This is a genomic window from Variovorax sp. GW823-FHT02B07, assembly GCF_058797695.1.
On sequence record NZ_JBXAJX010000001.1, the window covers coordinates 371,209 to 388,535 of the forward strand.

At 69.1% G+C, this 17,327-nt stretch carries 15 protein-coding genes; 3 read left to right on the plus strand and 12 right to left on the minus strand.

Features of this window, described 5'->3' with window-relative positions; genetic code table 11:
- Position 1 precedes the first annotated feature (1 nt).
- Both AC1RGU_RS01855 and AC1RGU_RS01860 read right to left on the minus strand, forming a co-directional pair.
- Positions 2–529, minus strand: a complete 528-nt coding sequence (locus tag AC1RGU_RS01855; RefSeq protein WP_095744142.1) for a nucleoside deaminase — start codon at positions 527–529, stop codon at positions 2–4.
- Positions 526–1,554, minus strand: a complete 1,029-nt coding sequence (locus tag AC1RGU_RS01860) for an ABC transporter substrate-binding protein (RefSeq protein ID WP_492694342.1) — start codon at positions 1,552–1,554, stop codon at positions 526–528. The genes AC1RGU_RS01855 and AC1RGU_RS01860 overlap by 4 nt, the downstream gene beginning before the upstream one ends.
- A 348-nt stretch (positions 1,555–1,902) precedes the next feature.
- On the opposite strand from AC1RGU_RS01860, the gene AC1RGU_RS01865 reads away from it, so the two are divergent.
- Positions 1,903–2,976: an aromatic ring-hydroxylating dioxygenase subunit alpha gene (locus AC1RGU_RS01865; RefSeq protein ID WP_487850370.1), complete on the plus strand. Its 1,074-nt coding sequence runs from the start codon at positions 1,903–1,905 to the stop codon at positions 2,974–2,976.
- A gap of 61 nt (positions 2,977–3,037) precedes the next feature.
- Here the strand turns inward: AC1RGU_RS01865 and AC1RGU_RS01870 are convergent, their stop codons facing one another.
- From AC1RGU_RS01870 to AC1RGU_RS01890, 5 genes are all read right to left on the minus strand, one after another.
- On the minus strand, positions 3,038–4,537 hold the full coding sequence (locus AC1RGU_RS01870; RefSeq protein ID WP_492694344.1) for a carotenoid oxygenase family protein: 1,500 nt from the start codon (positions 4,535–4,537) through the stop codon (positions 3,038–3,040).
- 12 nt (positions 4,538–4,549) lie between these two features.
- Complete coding sequence (locus AC1RGU_RS01875) at positions 4,550–4,987, minus strand: DUF2141 domain-containing protein (protein WP_307586462.1); 438 nt, start codon at positions 4,985–4,987, stop codon at positions 4,550–4,552.
- Between the two features lie 145 nt (positions 4,988–5,132).
- Positions 5,133–6,242 (minus strand): AI-2E family transporter, encoded by a 1,110-nt coding sequence (locus tag AC1RGU_RS01880; RefSeq protein WP_062472098.1) that lies wholly within the window; start codon positions 6,240–6,242, stop codon positions 5,133–5,135.
- A 161-nt stretch (positions 6,243–6,403) separates the two neighbouring features.
- Positions 6,404–7,111, minus strand: coding sequence for a GntR family transcriptional regulator (locus AC1RGU_RS01885; RefSeq protein WP_492694346.1), 708 nt, complete (start codon positions 7,109–7,111; stop codon positions 6,404–6,406).
- Positions 7,112–7,116: 5 nt separating this feature from the next.
- Complete coding sequence (locus AC1RGU_RS01890) at positions 7,117–8,448, minus strand: C4-dicarboxylate transporter DctA (protein WP_062472092.1); 1,332 nt, start codon at positions 8,446–8,448, stop codon at positions 7,117–7,119.
- A gap of 236 nt (positions 8,449–8,684) precedes the next feature.
- Here AC1RGU_RS01890 and AC1RGU_RS01895 point away from each other — a divergent pair, with 236 nt between their 5' ends.
- A complete protein-coding gene (locus AC1RGU_RS01895) occupies positions 8,685–9,332 on the plus strand; it encodes a nucleoside/nucleotide kinase family protein (RefSeq protein ID WP_492694348.1) in 648 nt (215 codons plus the stop codon).
- A gap of 12 nt (positions 9,333–9,344) precedes the next feature.
- Here the strand turns inward: AC1RGU_RS01895 and AC1RGU_RS01900 are convergent, their stop codons facing one another.
- The 5 genes from AC1RGU_RS01900 to AC1RGU_RS01920 all read right to left on the minus strand — a co-directional run bounded on the left by AC1RGU_RS01900 (position 9,345) and on the right by AC1RGU_RS01920 (position 15,287).
- Positions 9,345–10,247 (minus strand): helix-turn-helix domain-containing protein, encoded by a 903-nt coding sequence (locus AC1RGU_RS01900; RefSeq protein ID WP_070061640.1) that lies wholly within the window; start codon positions 10,245–10,247, stop codon positions 9,345–9,347.
- Positions 10,248–10,288: 41 nt separating this feature from the next.
- Positions 10,289–11,593, minus strand: a complete 1,305-nt coding sequence (locus tag AC1RGU_RS01905; protein WP_492694350.1) for an ABC transporter substrate-binding protein — start codon at positions 11,591–11,593, stop codon at positions 10,289–10,291.
- Positions 11,594–11,805: 212 nt separating this feature from the next.
- Positions 11,806–13,026, minus strand: a complete 1,221-nt coding sequence (locus AC1RGU_RS01910; RefSeq protein ID WP_492694352.1) for a dihydrolipoamide acetyltransferase family protein — start codon at positions 13,024–13,026, stop codon at positions 11,806–11,808.
- Entirely contained in the window at positions 13,027–14,040 is a 1,014-nt protein-coding gene (locus AC1RGU_RS01915) for an alpha-ketoacid dehydrogenase subunit beta (RefSeq protein WP_062472230.1), read from the minus strand.
- Between the two features lie 5 nt (positions 14,041–14,045).
- Positions 14,046–15,287 carry a 3-methyl-2-oxobutanoate dehydrogenase (2-methylpropanoyl-transferring) subunit alpha gene (locus AC1RGU_RS01920; RefSeq protein ID WP_492694354.1) on the minus strand — a complete coding sequence of 414 codons (1,242 nt, stop codon included), beginning with the start codon at positions 15,285–15,287 and terminating at the stop codon, positions 14,046–14,048.
- Between the two features lie 207 nt (positions 15,288–15,494).
- Between AC1RGU_RS01920 and AC1RGU_RS01925 the strand changes: the two genes are divergently transcribed.
- Positions 15,495–17,285 carry a SulP family inorganic anion transporter gene (locus AC1RGU_RS01925; RefSeq protein ID WP_492694356.1) on the plus strand — a complete coding sequence of 597 codons (1,791 nt, stop codon included), beginning with the start codon at positions 15,495–15,497 and terminating at the stop codon, positions 17,283–17,285.
- The last annotated feature ends 42 nt before the right edge of the window (positions 17,286–17,327 follow it).

Consider the following 17,327-nt stretch of genomic DNA (forward strand, 5'->3'; position numbering starts at 1 on the left):
CTCAGGTCTTCCAGGCGCCGTCGTGCGCAGCAGCCGCTTCATCGATGAGCGCAGGCCCGATGCACTCGATGGCATGCGGCGAGGCGCGGAACACGTCGCGGCACGACAGCTCCGCATCGCGCTGGTCCTGCCGCTCGCCGCGGAACACGCGCAGCCGCTGCGCGTCGATGCCGAACACCACGCGGCCGATGTTCGACCAGAAGATCGCGCCCGCGCACATCACGCAGGGCTCGCCCGAGGCATAGAGCGTGGCGCCGGCCAGCTCCTCGCGCGTGAGGCCGCGGCCGGCCAGTGCGCGCAGCGCGTTCACTTCGGCGTGCGCGGTGCAGTCGCCGGTTTCGGCGTTGCTGTTCGCGGCCTCGGCCAGCACTTCGCCGGCGGCCGAGACGATGACCGAGCCGAAGGGCCGGTTGCCGCGCCGGCGCGCGGCGTGCGACCACACGATGGCCTTGCGCAGGTAGCGGCCGTCGCGCTCGTCGAGCGTGGTTTCTTCGGGGAGAGAAGGAGTGGGGTTTTCAGGAGGGGTCATGCCTTGGGTGCGGGAAGAAGGCGCTCGCTGCGCGCAGGCAGCATCGCGCCGTTGAAGAGGGCATCGGCCGAGGGCCGGGTCTTCAGGCCGAAGGTGTCGGCCACCTCGTCGACCTGCTGTTCGAGCGTGAGCTTGCGGATGTCGCCCAGCCTGTGGCCGCGCGTGTCCGCCGCGCCCACGTACTGCGCCGTGAGGCCCCAGCGTTCGAGTTCGACCTTCTCGTCCAGGATCGGTTCACGCTGGCGCATGGCCGCGATGCTGGGCACCGGGTTGGCAAAGGTCTCGACGATGGCGCGGTTGGTGGCGCGCAAGAAAGCCGCCACCACCTTCGGGTTCTGCGCGATCAGGTTGCTGCTCGCCAGGATCGCGTTGCCGTACAGGTTGACGCCCGCGTCCGCGTACTTGAGCACCGAGAGCTCGTCGGCCTTCATGCGCGCGAAGAGCGAGACGGCCGAGTCGTGGAAGTAGGTGGCGGCATCGACGTCGCCGCGCACCATCACGTTGTCGCGTGCGCTGAAGGCGGTGGTCTGCCACTGGAAGGCGTCGCCGCGCATGCCCTGTTTGCGCGCCACCATCGGCCAGGCGCGGCGCGTGGACTCGACGGCGGCGGCCGCCACCTTCTTGCCCGTGAGGCTCTTGAAGTCGGTCGTCACGCCGCGGTCCTTGCGCCCGATGATCACGAACGGTGCACGGTTGTAGTACTGGTACACGGCCTGCACCACGGGCGTGCCCGGGTTCTGTGCATTGAACTCGACCAGCGAGCTGATGTCGCCCAGGCCCAGCTGGTAGACGCCGCTCGCGATGCGGGTGATCGACGCGACCGAGCCGGCGCCGGTGTCGATCGTCACGTCCAGCCCCTCGTCGCGGTAGTAGCCCTTGGCCTGCGCCAGGAAGAAGGGCGCGGTCTGGCCGTTGATGCGGAAGTCGAGCGTGAACTTGAGCGGTGTGAGCTTGCCGCCCTGCGCGAACACGGCAGGGGCGGCGAGGGTGGCGGCAGCGGCGGCAAGAAAGGATCGGCGTTGCATGGTGGGGCCTCGGAGTCGGTGGTCTTGACGGATGCCTCCCACCGCGGGCGGGAGGCGCCTCAAGAGCAATTTCCGGGCGGGCGCACGGGGTTGGTGCGTGCGCTGCTGAACGCTTCTACTCTTGCTCGCTGTCTTGCATGAGGCATGCCAGGGTGCGGCGCTCGGGCATGGCGGCGCGGGGCTTGGACGCGCGACAAGGGCGCGCCACAATCCGGGCGCGCTAATTGCAAGTCGATCGGCGCAGAGTAGAAGCGTTCAGCCTCGCGCATGCCTTTCATCGGGCATGCCGACGAAGCAGGAAATTGCTCTTTCACGTTCGTCCCACACGCACATCGAAGGAGTTCGCCCATGCTCGTCACCCGACAACCCGTCTTCCGCAAGTTCTGGCATGCCGTCATGCCGCTCACCGAACTGGCCCACGGCCCCAAGCCTTTTCGGCTGCTGGGCGAAGACATCGTTCTGTTTCTCGACGCCGACGGCCAGCCGGCTGCCCTGCGCGACCGCTGCTGCCACCGCACCGCCAAGCTTTCGAAGGGCTGGTGCGTGGATGGCGAAGGCAAGGCCTGCGGGCAGGGCGCGATCCAGTGCGGCTACCACGGCTGGACCTACGACCGCAGCGGCCAGGTGGTGCGCATTCCGCAGTACGAGCCCGATCGCACGATCTCGCCCGAGTACAAGACCACGGCCTACCCCTGCACCGCGCGCTACGGCTACGCCTGGGTGGCGCTGGAGGAGCCCATCGCCGACATCCCGGCCATTCCCGAGTTCGACGACCCGGGCTACCGCACGATCTTCCAGTTTTACGAAGAGTGGCAGACCAGCCCGATGCGCGCGCTCGAAAACTCCTTCGACAACTCGCATTTCAGCTTCGTGCACCGCGCCACCTTCGGCGTGGCCGCAAGCCCGAAGCCGAGCAAGTACGAACTGGTGGAAAACGAATCGGGCTTCTACGCCGAGACGGTGATCGAAGCGACCAACCCGGTGAAGTTCCATGCGATCAGCGGCGTGACCGACGCGATCACCACGCGCCACATGCGCAACGCCTACTTCCTGCCGTTCGCGCGCCGCCTCGACATCGAGTACCCGAGCGGCATCCGCCACATCATCATCAACTGCTTCACGCCCATCGACGACGGGCGCATGCAGCTGTGCCAATGGCTGTTCCGCAACGACACCGAGGCCGACTGCGCGGCGCAGATGCTGATCGACTTCGACGAGGAGATCACGCGCGAGGACAAGGACATCCTCGAATCGACCGACCCCGATGCGCTGGTCGACACGCGTCGGCGCGGCGTGGAGTACTCGATGGAGTCCGACCGGCCGGGCATGCTGATCCGCAAGCACCTGATGCAGCTGCTGGCCAGGCACGGCGAGGCGGAGGTGCACCGGGGCATGACGATCCCGATCGCGAAGGCCGCCTGAACGGGAGACCGCTGCAGGCCCCGCGTGCGCGTGGCCGCAGCGGTCGGGCGTTCACACCTTCTCAGGCCTTCACGAAGGCGCCGTGCAACCCCAGCGGCAGCGCGTACGGCAGCATCGCCTGCGCCACCGGCCCGGCGGCCAGGTGGTCGGCGGCGAAGCACGACAGCACCGTCCGCTGCCGCCCGAAGTCCAGCGCCGTGCCCAGCACCCAGCCGGCCTTGGCGCCGTCGGGCACGAAGACGTGCTCTTCCACGATGGCCTGCGCGCCGTAGCTGAAGCGCTGGCTGCGTCCGCTCTCGATGTCGGTGCGCGCAACGGCGCCGAAGCCCGGCACGTCGGCGCGCGTCTGCGTGGCGTGCACCACCTGGCGGTGGCGCAGGCCGACACGGCGCGGGTCGATGCGCGGGAACTCGGCCTCCAACGGCAGTTCGCGCTGCGTGGCCTTGCCGGTGCCCAGGTCGAGCGTGGCGACGGTCAGGCGCGGCTCGTTGCGGCGCACACGGCGTGCGCGCATCACCTCGCGGTTGCTGGTGAACACCGACTCGGCGTTCTGCGTGCGCACGTAGTCGATGTGGATGCGCACACCGCGCGGCGTGTCCTCTTCCCACGCATTGCCGACGTGGAACAGGAAGCCGGCCGGCAGCTCCAGCAGCTGGCGCTTGTCCCAGTCCTGCTTGTCGACCACCAGCGCGCGCATGCCGAGCTCGGGCCGCCAGACGTGGGCGTCGAGAAAGCTCGCGCCGGCCTCTTTGCGCTTGCTGTCGTACACCAGCGGCGGCATGAGGAACACCAGGTGCCGCGCGGTCACGGCGAAGTCGTGGACCATCGGCAGCTCGGGCACCGGCACCACGGCCGCGCGGCGCAGCGCGCCGCCGGGCGCGATCTCGTACAGCGCCAGCAGGCTCTGGCCCGAGCTCACGCCGAAGTTCCACACCGTGCCGTCCGGGTCGACCTTGGGGTGGGCCGAGAAGGGCATGCCCGCGAGGTCGGCGCGCCAGGTCTTCACGCCCAGCGTGTCGAGGGTGCGTGCATCGATGCGCGTGGCCGAGCCGCCTTCCCACAGCGCCAGCACCTCGCCCTGCATCGGCAGCACGCTGGTGTTGGCGACGTTGATGGCGTCGGCCGAGGTGGGCGGCTCCACGCCCGGCGGCATGGTGCCGAAGGCTTCGGTGAGGTGGCGGCTGGCCTTCACCTCGGCCACGCGCTTGGGCGTGGCGACGTAGCGGCCCTGGTGGCGCACGTCGGCGCCCTCGATGACGAAGCGGTGCACCATGCCGTCGCCGTCGAACCAGTGGTGGTAGCGCTCGCCGCCCAGGTCGTGGCCGGCCGGGCCGATGCGAAACAGCGTGCCGGCGACGGCGTCGGGAAAGCGCCCGCGCACGGTGGCGCGGGTCAGGGGCAGGTCGCCCGGGGGCGTGGCGAAGCCGATCTTCCAGGGCGCGTCGGCGGCTTCGAACTGGGCTTGCCAGTCGTCGGTGGTGCCGGCCGCGCGTGCGAGCGGGGCGAGCAGGGGCAGGGCGCCAGCCGTGGCCAGCAGGCGCAGGAGTTCGCGTCGTTCCATGGCCGTGTCTCCTCAGCGCAGGTGGATGACGGCCTGCGCGTCGGCGTCGATGCGCAGTGCCGCGGCCTCGAAGTCGGGCGCGCCGCGGTTGCCCTTGGCGTCGTTCGAGAAGCCGTAGCGTTCGATCGGCATGCCCACCAGGTTGGTGTCGAGCTTGCCGTTGCCGTTCTCGTCGGCGAACACGCGCAGCGCGTAGCGGCCCGGTGCCAGGTCGGTGAAGACGAAGCGGGCCTTGCCTTCGCGCATCGGCGCGGTCTGCGAGGCGAGGGCCTTGCTCTCGGCGTAGCTGGCGGCGTCGTTGTACAGCGCGACGTAGAGCGTGGCGCCGGCGGCGGGGCCGTCGGCGATGCGCAGGTTCAGGTCGGCGGCCAGGGCGCCGAGCGGGGCGAGCGCGGCAGCGGCGATCAGGCCGCGCGCGGCGGGGCGGGAGAGGAAAGCGGGAAGGTGCATGGCAGGCCTCGTGGTGGGTGGAGGGCCCGACGATCCCGCAGTCGCCGGGCGGTGCCCAGCGTCATGCGACGGAATGCGTGATTGCGCGCGCGAAATGCGCGCAGAAGGAGCGAACGCCGCGGCCCGGGAAGGGCCGCGACCGGTGTCAGGCCTTGTCCTGCCCGTCCTTCGGGGCTTGCGCGGCCTCTTCGACCGCGTGCCCCGTGCCCACATGGCCCGAGTCCGCAAACAGGCTCCAGGCCGCCATGAACAGCGCCGCGATCACCGGCCCGATCACGAAGCCGTTGATGCCGAAGATCGCCATGCCGCCGATGGTCGACATCAGCACGATGTAGTCGGGCATCTGCGTGTCCTTGCCCACCAGCACGGGGCGCAGGATGTTGTCGACCAGGCCGATCACGAACACGCCGATGAAGATCAGCACACCGCCTTGCCAGAAGTGGCCGGTGGCCAGGTAGTAGATGGCCACGGGGCCCCAGATCAGCGCCGCGCCCACGGCCGGCAGCAGCGACAGGAAGGCCATCAGCACCGCCCACAGCAGCGCGCCCTGCACGCCCAGGAACCAGAAGGCCAGCCCGCCGATGGTGCCCTGCGCGATGGCCACGGCCACGTTGCCCTTCACGGTGGCGCGGATCACGGTGGTGAACTTGTTCAGCAGGTAGTGCGTGTGCGGCTTGGCCAGCGGCAGCGCATCGCGCATGGTCTTCGACAGCGAGGTGCCGTCGCGCACCAGGAAGTACAGCAGGTACAGCATCACGAAGAAGCTCACCACGAAGTCGAAGGTGTTCTGCCCGATGGCCAGCGCCTGGCTGGCGATGAGCTGGCTGGCCTGGCCCGCGATGGCCGAGACGCGCGCCTGCCAGGCCGCCATGTCGCCCAGGTTGAAGCGCTCCACGATGTTCAGCAGCCACTGCGGCGTGGCGTTCAGGATCTGCTGGAAGTAGGCCGCGAAGTTGATCTGGCCCGAGCGGATGCTCTGGGTGATCAGCGCGATCTCCTGCACCAGCGACACGCCCACCATCGCCAGCGGCAGGATCACGATGAACAGGCAGATCGCCAGCGTGGACATCGCGGCCACGTTGCGCCGACCGGGCATCTTCTTGAGCAGCCACTTGAACAGCGGCGTGAACAGAATCGCCAGCGCCACCCCCCAGAGCACCGCGCCGAAGAACGGCATCAGCACCCACAGAAAGGCGACGGTGACGGCGGCAAGCAGGGCGAGGAAGACGCCGCGCTGGAGTTGGGGAGAGTTCATAAGTGTCTCGGACTGTAGCCGAGCCGGAACCCGCCGCCGTGTCAGCCGGCGCGCCCTTGTGCGGCGCAGCAGGGTTGCCAAGGAAAAACGCCGCAGGCGCAGGACCGGCGGCGGGTGTCAGCTATTCAATTGATAGCTGATCGTGGCACAAATGCACAGCTTCAACGTCTGGCGGCGCGCGGCAGCGCCACCGGCGCCAGCGTGGCGCGCAGCCGGCTCGGCGCGTCGGGCTCGGCGGTGGCATCGACCTCCAGCGCCCGTTCGACATTGCCGATGTGGTCGAGTATGAGCTGGCGCGCCTGCTCGATGTTGCCGGCCTCGAGCGCCGCGACGATGGCGCCGTGCTCCGCGCACGACTGCCCGGCCTCGTGCTTCGATTGGTACAGCGTGGCCGCCAGCGTGGTGCGCGCCGTGAGGTCGCGCAGCACGTCGACCAGCAGCTGGTGACCCATCTGCTCGGCCAGGCAGACATGGAAGTCGGCCAGCAGGAAGGCGCGCGTGGCGGCGTCGGCGCCTTCGATGGCGCGCTGCTCGTCGGCGATGTGGTCGCGCAGCTTGCGGATCACCTGGCCCAGCGGTCGGCCTTCGCTCGCGGCCAGGATGCCGGCCTCGACGATGCGGCGCGCCGAGAAGGCGTCGCGCGCTTCCTCGGCCGAGGGCTCCACCACGTACCAGCCGCGGCGCGACTGCACCTCGACGAAACCGCGCGCCTGCAGCTGCATCAGCGCCTCGCGCACCATCGTGCGGCTGACCGAGAAGTTCTCGGCCAGCGCCTGCTCGCCGAGCCGGTCGCCGGGCGCGAGCTTCTGCGCGAGGATGGCCTCGACGACGCGTTCGGCGATGGCGGTGGGGCTGACGTCGGCGGGCATTTTTTTCAGTGGGCGGTGGAAGCGGCGGTGCCGGTGTTTACCACGGGCGCCTCGGCCAGCGGCTCGTCGTCGGGCGAATAGGTGCCGTCGAGCACGGCATGGGCACGTTCGCGGTCGATGTCGCCTTCCCACGCGGCGATCGCCACGGTGGCCACGCAGTTGCCGATCAGGTTGCCCAGCGCGCGGGCGATGCCCATGAACCAGTCGACCGACAGCACCAGCACCAGGCCGATGGCGGGAATCGCCGGAATCGCATGCAGCGTGGCGGCCAGCACCACGATCGCCGAGCCCGGCACGCCGTGCGCGCCCTTGGAGGTGACCAGTGCGATCGCCAGGATGGTCAGCAGGTCGGCCATCGAGATCGGCGTGTTGGTCGCCTGCGCAATGAACACGGCCGCCAGCGTGATGTAGATCGAGAACGCGTCGAGGTTGAACGAGTAGCCCGTGGGAATCACCAGGCCCACCGTCGAATCGCGGATGCCCATGCGGCGCAGCTTGGCCATGATCTGCGGCAGCACGCTGTCCGACGAGGTGGTGGCGAACACGATGGCCAGCTCTTCGCGCAGGTAGCGCAGCAGCTTCCACAGGCTGAAGCCCGACATGCGCATCACCAGCCCCAGCACCACGAACACGAAGACCAGCACCGCGCCGTAGAAGAGGGCGACCAGCATGCCCAGCTGCTTGAGCGAGCCGATGCCGTACTTGCCGACCGTGAAGGCGATGGCGCCCAGCACGCCCAGCGGCGCCAGCTTGATGATGATCCCCATGATCTTGAACAGCACCAGCGAGAGCGCGTCCACCACCGCCGCCACCGGCGCGCCGCGATCGCCCAGCAGCGACAGCGCGCAGCCGAACAGCACCGCGAACAGCAGCACCTGCAGCACGTCGCCGGTGGCGAAGGCGGCCACCACCGTGGTGGGAATGAGCTTCATCAGGAACTCGACCGTGCCGCCGCTGGTGAGCTTGTCGGCGTTGGAGGCGTAGGCGCTCATGGCGCTGGCGTCCAGCGCCTTGGGGTCGACGTTCATGCCCACGCCCGGCTCGAACACGAAGGCCAGCACCAGGCCCATCGCCAGCGCGATGGTGGTCAGCACCTCGAAGTAGATCAGCGCCTTCACGCCGACCCGGCCCACGCGCTTGAGGTCGCCCGCGCCAGCGATGCCATGCACCACCACGCAGAACACCAGCACGGGAATGATCATCTTGATCAGCTTGATGAAGCCGTCACCCAGCGGCTTGAGCTTGGCGGCGAACTCGGGGGCAAAGAGGCCGACGAGCACGCCGATCACCAGTGCGATGACCACCTGTCCGAAGAGCGATTTGGCAAAGCGAGGCATGGAAATCTCCTGTCATTGTCGTGTCGAGGTTTTGCATGCAAGGATCGCTTTTTCTTGCATACAAGTACTGTAGGCAAGAAGATTGCAGGGGGTTCAGAGGGTATTCCCGGGGCGTTCCGGCGGCCTGCGGGGGGCTCGGGCGTGAACCTTCCAGCTTTGAAGCGCCGTGCGCCATGTGCAAAGAACGAAGGCGCCATCGGCAAACTCCGGGGCGGCGCGGGCGATACGCTGCAGCCATGAACGCCATGCCGCAGCCCTTCTTTCTTCCTTCAGATTCAGTCGCGCGCCTGCATGCCCTGATGGCCGGCGGCCAGCGCAAGCTGCTGGGGCTGGTCGGTGCGCCCGGCGCAGGCAAGTCCACGCTCGCGATGGCGTTGCGCCAGGCGGCTGGCGCCGGCTGCGCACAGGTCGTGCCGATGGACGGCTTTCACCTCGCCAACGTCGAGTTGCAACGGCTCGGCCGTGCCGACCGAAAGGGCGCGCCCGATACCTTCGACAGCGCCGGCTACGTCGCCCTGCTGCAGCGGCTGCGCAATCAGCGCCCCGACGGCGACATCGTCTACGCCCCCGAGTTCCGCCGCGAGATCGAGGAGCCGATCGCCGGCGCCATTGCGGTGCTGCCCTCGACGCCCCTCGTCATCACCGAAGGCAACTACCTCCTGCACGACGCCGGCCCGTGGGCGAGGGCGGCGGCGATGCTCGACGAGGTCTGGTACGTGGACATCGACGACGCGGTGCGCGAGGAACGCCTGCTCGCGCGCCATCGGCAGTTTGGCCGCAATGCCGAGGCCGCGCGCGACTGGGTGGCCAATACCGATGCACCGAACGCGCGGCTGATCGCTGCAACGAAAGCACGCGCTCACCACGTGTTCACATGGCCTTGAGGCCCTCCGCCCTCAGCGCGGGTCCGCAAACGCCTTGCGAAACGCGGAAGGCGTCATTCCCTTCACTGCAAGGAAGCGGCGGTTGAAGTTGGCGACGTTGTTGAACCCGACGTCCTGGCAGATCGCGGCGATCGGATCGCGCGCATGCGCCAGCAGCTGGCACGCCCTGGACACGCGCAGCTGGATCAGGAAGTCCGTGAACGTGTTGCCTGTGCGTCGATGAAAGAGACGCGAGAAGTGGCTCTTGCTCATGCCGAAGTGCCGAGCCACCCGCGGCATCGAGAGGTCTTCGGCATAGCGGTCGTTCATGAAGCCGATGATCGCGTCGATCTGCGCCATCGAGCTTGCGTCCTCCGCCGCATCGGTCCAGGGGTTGGAGAGCAGCCGGTAGTCCTTCCACTCGCCGAGCACGCAGAGGAACTCGAGGAAGACCGAGAACCTCGATATGCCCTGGCTGGCGCGGATGCGGCCGAAGTAGTCGCCGGCGAGCGCCGACATGTCGAAGAATTCGATGCCGCGTGCAGACCGGTCCAGAAGGGGCAGCACGTCCTTGAGTTCCGAGATCGACTCGGACGCCCGATCCAGCGGCCCCCGGTCGAAGACGATGCAGTGATCGCGCAGTGCCACGCCGCCGGCGGGTGCGTTCGTCGAGATCCAGTTGTGAGGGAGCCTCGGGCCCGTGATCACGAGGTTGCCCGGCTCGAAGGTGCCGATGTAGTCCCCCACGAACATCTTTCCGCAGGTGGACACGACCAGGTGGATCTCGTAGTCGTCGTGGTAGTGCCACCGGATGAGCGGCGAGGGCGTGCCGTGGCTCACGCAGCGCACGAGCCTGTCGAGATCGGACGAGGGGCTGTAGCCGAGCTCCGCGTTGCGGCACAGCGGATCTTCCCTGGACGGGTGAGACTTTTCCATGCGCTCTCTGGTCGCCCGTTGCGTTGGCTGCAAAGCGCCGGCTACTTGTAGTAGCCGGCCTTCTTCATCTCTCGCTCGGCGATGCTCTGCGAGGTCTTCAGCGCCTGGTCGACCGTGACCTTGCCCGACAGCGCCGCGCTCATCTGCTGGCCCACGCCGGTGCCGATGGCCTGGAACTCGGGAATGGCCGCGTACTGCACGCCGACGTACGGCGACTTGGGCAAGGTGCTGTCGCTGAGGTTGGCGCTGTCGATGGCCTTCTTCTCGGCGGCGGCGAACCTGGCGACCTTCTGGAACTCGGGGTTCGCGTAGGTCGACTTGCGCGTGCCGGTGGGCACGGACGCCCAGCCGTTCTCCTTGGCCACGAGGTTGACGTACTCCTTGGAGCTCGCCCACTTCACGAAGGTCTGTGCGGCGGCGCCCTTGGTCGAGCTGGCGGGAATGGCCAGGTTCCAGGTCCACAGCCAGTTCGCGCCCTTCGGCGTGACAGCGACGGGTGCTTGCGCGAAGGCCACCTTGTCGGCCACCTTCGACTGCTTGGGGTCGCTGATGAACGAGGCCGCGATGGTCGCGTCGACCCACATGCCGCACTTGCCTTCGTTGAAGAGCGCCAGGTTCTCGTTGAAGCTGTTGGCCGAGGCGCCCGGCGGGCCGTAGGCCTTCATGAGGTCGACGTAGAAGTTGATCGCGTCCTTCCAGGGCTTGGTGTCGATCTGCGGCTTCCACTGCATGTCGAACCACTGGCCGCCATGCGTGTTCACGAGGGTGGTGATCGGGCCCATGTTGTCGCCCCAGCCCGGCTTGCCGCGCAGGCACATGCCGTACACGCCGGCCTTCGGGTCGTGGATCTTGCCGGCCAGCTCCTTCACCTGCGCCCAGGTGGGCTGCTCGGGCATCTTGAAGCCGACCTTGTCGGCCAGGTCCTTGCGGTACATGAGCATCGAGCTCTCGCCGTAGAAGGGCGCCGCGTACAGCTTGCCTTCGTGCGACAGGCCGGCGCGGATGGCGGGCAGCAGGTCGTCGGCGTCGTAGGCGGCATCGGTGGCGATGGGCTGCAGCCAGCCCTTCTTCGACCAGATCGGCGCCTCGTACAGGCCGATGGTCATCACGTCGAACTGGCCGCCCTTGGTGGCGATGTCGGTGGTCACGCGCTGGCGCAGCGTGCCTTCCTCCAGCGTGACCCACTTGAGCTTGATGTCGGGGTTGGCCTTTTCGAAGAAGGGCGTGAGCTTCTGCATCTCGATCATGTGGCCGTTGTTGACGGTTGCGATGACCAGTTCGGTGGCCGAGACGGAAAAAGCGAACGCCGAGCCGGCCAAGCCTGCAAGCAGTTTCGTATAGGTCATGAGGTGTCTCCCATCGGGTTTGAAATCGGCGATTCCGATCTCCCCCAAGGATCGCGAGGATGGTCCGATTCCTGTAACGCGTCGACTTGCCCGAATTGATACTTCGGTGCTTTTTGGTCTAGCGATTTTCCCTAGCGGGCCGGGCGGGCCGATGAGGCCGACGCACTGCGCAGACGCCGGTTCATGCCGCATGCGGTGCACATGGCCGACAGCTACTCGATGAAAAGCAGCGCCGGGCATTCGAGCGACGCCCGCACGGCCTGCACGAACTCAGCCGCCAACTGGCCGTCGACCACGCGGTGGTCGAAGGAGGAGGACAGGTTCATCATGCGGCGCGCGACCACCGCGCCGTCCAGCATCACCGGGCGCTGCACGATGCGGTTGACGCCGACGATCGCCACCTCGGGCGCGTTGATGATCGGCGTGGAGGCGATGCCGCCCAGCGCGCCCAAGCTGGTGACGGTGAGGGTCGAGCCGCTCAGCTCGTCGCGCGTGGCCCGGCCCGCGCGCGCGGCGTCGGCCAGGCGGGCGATCTCGGTCGCGCTCGACCAGAGGTCGCGCGCTTCCGCGTGGCGAAGCACCGGCACCATGAGGCCGGCCGCCGTCTGGGTCGCGATGCCGACGTGCACCGCGCCGTAGCGCGTGAGCACGCCCGCCTCGTCGTCGAAGCGGGCATTGATCTGCGGGAAGCGCGGCACCGCCAGCACCACCGCGCGCACCAGCAGCGGCAGCAGCGTCAGGTGCGCCCGCTCGCCGCCCCAGCGTTCGTTGATGCGGGCGCGCAGCAGCTCCAGCTCGGTCACGTCGACTTCCTCGACATAGGTGAAGTGCGGAATGCGGCGCATCGCATCCTGCATGCGCTGCGCGATGCGGCGGCGCACGCCGGTCACGGGCACGGCCTCCTCGTCGTTGCGTTCGGCGTAGCGCGCGACATCCGGCGCCGGCGGACCGGGCCGGCGCAGCAGCCAGGCGTCGAGGTCCTCGTGCAGGATGCGGCCGTCCGCGCTGCTGCCCGGCACCTGCCGCAGATCGATGCCGAGGACCGACGCCCGATGGCGCACCGCGGGCGCGGCGAGCGGCTTGCCGGCCGAGGGGCGCGCGCGTTCGGCCGGTGCCGGTGCCGGCACCGCTGCAGGCGCCGGCGCCGAGACGGCCGACACGGCCGGCACCACCTCCTGCGCCTCGCCGCCGCCCGCCACATCGATCCGGATCAGGTCCGCGCCCACCGCGATCTGCTGCCCCACCTCGCCGCCGAGCGCGACCACCCGGCCCGCGACCGGCGAGGGAATCTCGACGGTGGCCTTGTCGGTCATCACGTCGGCCAGCACCTGGTCTTCGGCCACCGTGTCGCCGGGCTGCACGCGCCACGCCACCAGCTCCACCTCGGCAATGCCTTCGCCCAGGTCCGGCACCTTGATCGTGAGCGTGCCCATTCAGTTCTCCATGGCGCGGCGCAGGGCCGCACCGACGCGCGCGGGGCCCGGGAAGTAGGCCCACTCCTGCGCATGCGGATAGGGCGTGTCCCAGCCGGCCACGCGCCCGATCGGCGCTTCCAGGTGGTGGAAGCAATGCTCCTGCACCAGCGCCGTCAGCTCGGCGCCGAAGCCGCTGGTGCGCGTGGCCTCGTGCACGATCACGCAGCGGCCGGTCTTCTTCACCGAGGCGACCAGCGTCTGCAGGTCCAGCGGCCACAGGCTGCGCAGGTCGATGATCTCGGCGTCGATGCCGGTCTCGCGCGCGGCCGCTTCGCAGACGAAGACCATGGTGCCGTAGCTGATCACCGTCAGGTCGGCGCCGGGGCGGAACACCGTGGCCGACTCCAGTGGCACCGTGTAGTAGCCCTCGGGCACCTCGCCCAGCGGATGCGCCGACCAGGGCACCAGCGGCCGGTCGTGGTGGCCGTCGAAGGGGCCGTTGTACAGCCGCTTGGGCTCCAGGAAGATGACCGGGTCGTCGTTCTCGATCGAGGCGATCAGGAGGCCCTTGGCATCGCGCGGATTGGAAGGCATCACCGTGCGTAGCCCGCACACGTGCGTGAACAGCGCCTCCGGGCTCTGGCTGTGCGTCTGGCCGCCGTAGATGCCGCCGCCGCAGGGCATGCGGATGGTGATCGGCGCGGTGAAATCGCCCGCCGAGCGGTAGCGCAGGCGCGCCGCCTCGGACACGATCTGGTCGTAGGCCGGATAGACGTAGTCGGCGAACTGCACCTCCACCACCGGGCGCAGGCCGTAGGCGCCCATGCCGATGGCCGAGCCGACGATGCCGCCCTCGTTGATCGGCGCATCGAACACGCGCGAGCGGCCGTACTTGGCCTGCAGGCCTTCGGTGCAACGGAACACGCCGCCGAAGTAGCCCACGTCCTGGCCGTAGACGATCACGTTGTCGTCGCGCTCGAGCATCACGTCCATGGCGGAGCGCAGGGCCTGGATCATGGTCATCGAGGCCATGGCCGTCACCCCTCGGACGCCAGCTGTTCGCGCTGGCGCTTCAGGTGCTCGGGCATGTCCTTGTAGACGTCCTCGAACAGGGCGGCGTCGCCCGCGACGTGCCCGTCGGCCATGGAGCCGAAGCGCTCGGCCTCCTTCACCGCGGTGTTCACCTGCGCCTGCATGTCGGCATGCGTCTGCGCGTGCTCCTGCTGCGACCAGGCGCCGATGGCCGTCAGGTGCTGTGCCAGGCGCGCGATCGGGTCGCCCAGCGGAAAATGCGCCCAGTCGTCGGCCGGGCGGTAGCGCGACGGGTCGTCCGAGGTCGAATGCGCGCCGGCGCGGTAGGTGACCCACTCGATCAGCGTCGGCCCCAGGTTGCTGCGGGCGCGCTCGGCCGCCCAGCGCGAGGCCGCCAGCACCGCGAGGAAGTCGTTGCCGTCGACGCGCAGCGAGGCGATGCCGCAGCCCACGCCGCGTGCCGCGAAGGTGGTGGCCTCGCCGCCGGCGATGGCCTGGAAGGTGGAGATCGCCCACTGGTTGTTGACCACGTTGAGGATCACCGGCGCGCGGTAGACATGCGCGAAGGTCAGCGCCGTGTGGAAGTCGGACTCGGCGGTGGCGCCGTCGCCGATCCAGCCCGAGGCGATGCGCGTGTCGCCCTTGATCGCCGAGGCCATGCCCCAGCCCACCGCCTGGATGAACTGCGTGGCCAGGTTGCCCGAGATCGAGAAGAAGCCGGCCCGCTTCATCGAATAGCACACCGGCAGCTGCCGTCCCTTGAGCGGGTCGCGCTCGTTGGACATCAGCTCGCAGGTCAGCTCCAGCAGCGTCACGTCGTCGCGCGCCAGCAGCAGGCCCTGCTGGCGGTAGGTGGGAAAGCACATGTCGCCCTGCTGCAGCACCAGCGCGTGGCCGGTGGCGATGGCCTCTTCGCCCAGGCACTGCATGTAGAAGGAGATCTTCTTCTGCCGCTGCGCGATCAGCATGCGGGCGTCGAAGGCGCGTGTCTTCATCATCGCGCGCAGGCCGCGGCGCAGCAGTTCGGGGTCGGCCGGCGGCGCCCACGGACCGACGGCGCGGCCGTCGTCGTCGAGCACGCGCACCAGCGTGTAGGCCAGGTCGCTGGTGTCGGCCGGCGATGCGTCGACCGGGGGTTTTCGCACCTCGCCGGCACGCGACAAGTGCAGGTAGGAGAAATCGGTCTCGTGCCCCGGCCGCCCGGTGGGCTCCGGTACATGCAGACGAAGAGATGTGCCTTGGCTCATCGCGTTGTCTCCGCGCTCGATGGCATCGCGCGCCACCACAGCCTAGCGAATTTCGGGCGCGGGCGCAGCCGGTCAAGTGCGTGTTTCGCAGGCGCCCGGGGCGCAGGGGCGGGGAGGAGCGCGCGGCCCGCGCAGGCACCCGTGTCTTCCCCCTTGCCTTTCCCGGCGCGCCTCTGCACTGTCCGTCCACCCTGTGGCCCGCGGCGCATGAACAACCTGGAACCTCCACCTCCTCTTTCCGAACCCGGCCGCGGTGCGCCGCGGGCGAAGGCCGCCGATGCGGCCGGGTGGCGCCGCTGGCTGCCGGGACTGCGCACGCTGCGCGGGTACGAACTGGCCTGGCTGCGGCACGACATCGTGGCCGGGCTGGTGCTGACCACGATGCTGGTGCCCGTCGGCATCGCCTACGCGCAGGCGTCGGGCGTCCCCGGCATCCACGGCCTCTACGCGACCATCGTCGCGCTGCTCGCGTACGCCGTGTTCGGCCCCAGCCGGATCCTGGTGCTGGGCCCGGACTCCTCGCTGGCGGCCCTCATCCTGGCCGTCGTCCTTCCGCTGTCGGGCGGCGACCCGCAGCGCGCCATCGCCCTGGCGGGCCTGATGGCGATCGTGTCGGGCACGGTGTGCATTCTCGCGGGCGTTGCACGCCTGGGCTTCGTCACCGAGCTGCTTTCCAAGCCGATCCGCTACGGCTACATGAACGGCATCGCGTTGACCGTGCTGATCAGCCAGCTGCCCAGGCTGCTGGGTTTTTCGGTCGAGGGCGACGCACCGCTGGCGACCCTGAAGGCCATCGCCGTGTCGGTGATGGAGGGCAAGACCCACGCGACCACGCTCATGGTCGGCGCGGGCACCCTGGCGGTCATCCTGCTGCTCAAGGGCCGCCGGCGCGTGCCGGGCATCCTGATCGCCGTGGTGGGCGCGACCGTGGTCGTCGGCGTGCTGGGCCTGGCGACACGCGAGGGGGTGCCGGTGCTCGGTGCCCTCCCGCAAGGCCTGCCGGCGTTCGGCATCCCGTGGATCACGGCCGCCGACATCGGCCCCGTGCTGATCGGCGGTTGCGCCGTCGCGCTCGTCTCGTTCGCCGACACCAGCGTGCTCTCCCGTGTCTATGCGGCGCGCACCCGCACCCACGTCGACCCGAACCAGGAGATGGTGGCGCTGGGCGCCGCCAACCTGGCGGCCGGATTTTTCCAGGGCTTTGCCGTCAGCAGCAGTTCGTCGCGCACCCCGGTGGCCGAGGCCGCGGGCGCCAGGACCCAGCTGACCGGCGTCGTCGGCGCACTGGCCGTTGCCCTGCTGCTGGTGGCGGCGCCCGACCTGCTGAAGAACCTGCCCACCAGCGCACTGGCCGCGGTCGTGATCGCATCGGCCATCGGCCTGATCGAGATTGCCGACCTGCGGCGGATCTACCGCATCCAGCGCTGGGAGTTCTGGTTGTCGATCGCCTGCACGGTCGGCGTGGTCGTGCTGGGCGCCGTCGAGGGCATCGGCCTGGCCATCGTGATCGCGGTCATCGAATTCCTGTGGGATGCCTGGCGCCCCTATTCCGCGGTGCTGGGGCGCGCCGACGGCGTCAAGGGCTACCACGACATCACGCGCTATCCCGACGCGCGCCTCATTCCGGGCCTGGTTTTGTTTCGCTGGGATGCGCCGCTGTTCTTCGCCAATGCCGAGCTGTTCCGCGACCGGGTGGGCGAGGCCATGGCGTCGTCGCCCGCGCCGGTGCGCTGGCTGGTCGTCGCGGCAGAGCCCGTCACCAGCGTGGACGTGACCTCCGCCGACATGCTGGCCGAGCTGGTCGACAGCCTGCGGGACGCGGGCATCCAGCTGTGCTTTGCCGAGATGAAGGACCCCGTCAAGGACAAGCTGAAGCGCTTCGGGCTCTTCGCGCGGCTGGGCGAAGCCGCGTTCTTTCCGACCGTCGGTGCCGCCGTCAGCGGGTACCTCAAGACCCATCCGGTGGAGTGGGTCGACTGGGAAGACGAAGGGCGCTGAGCCCTTGCGGCCCGCGGCATGCGCCTCCCATGGATGGGGGAG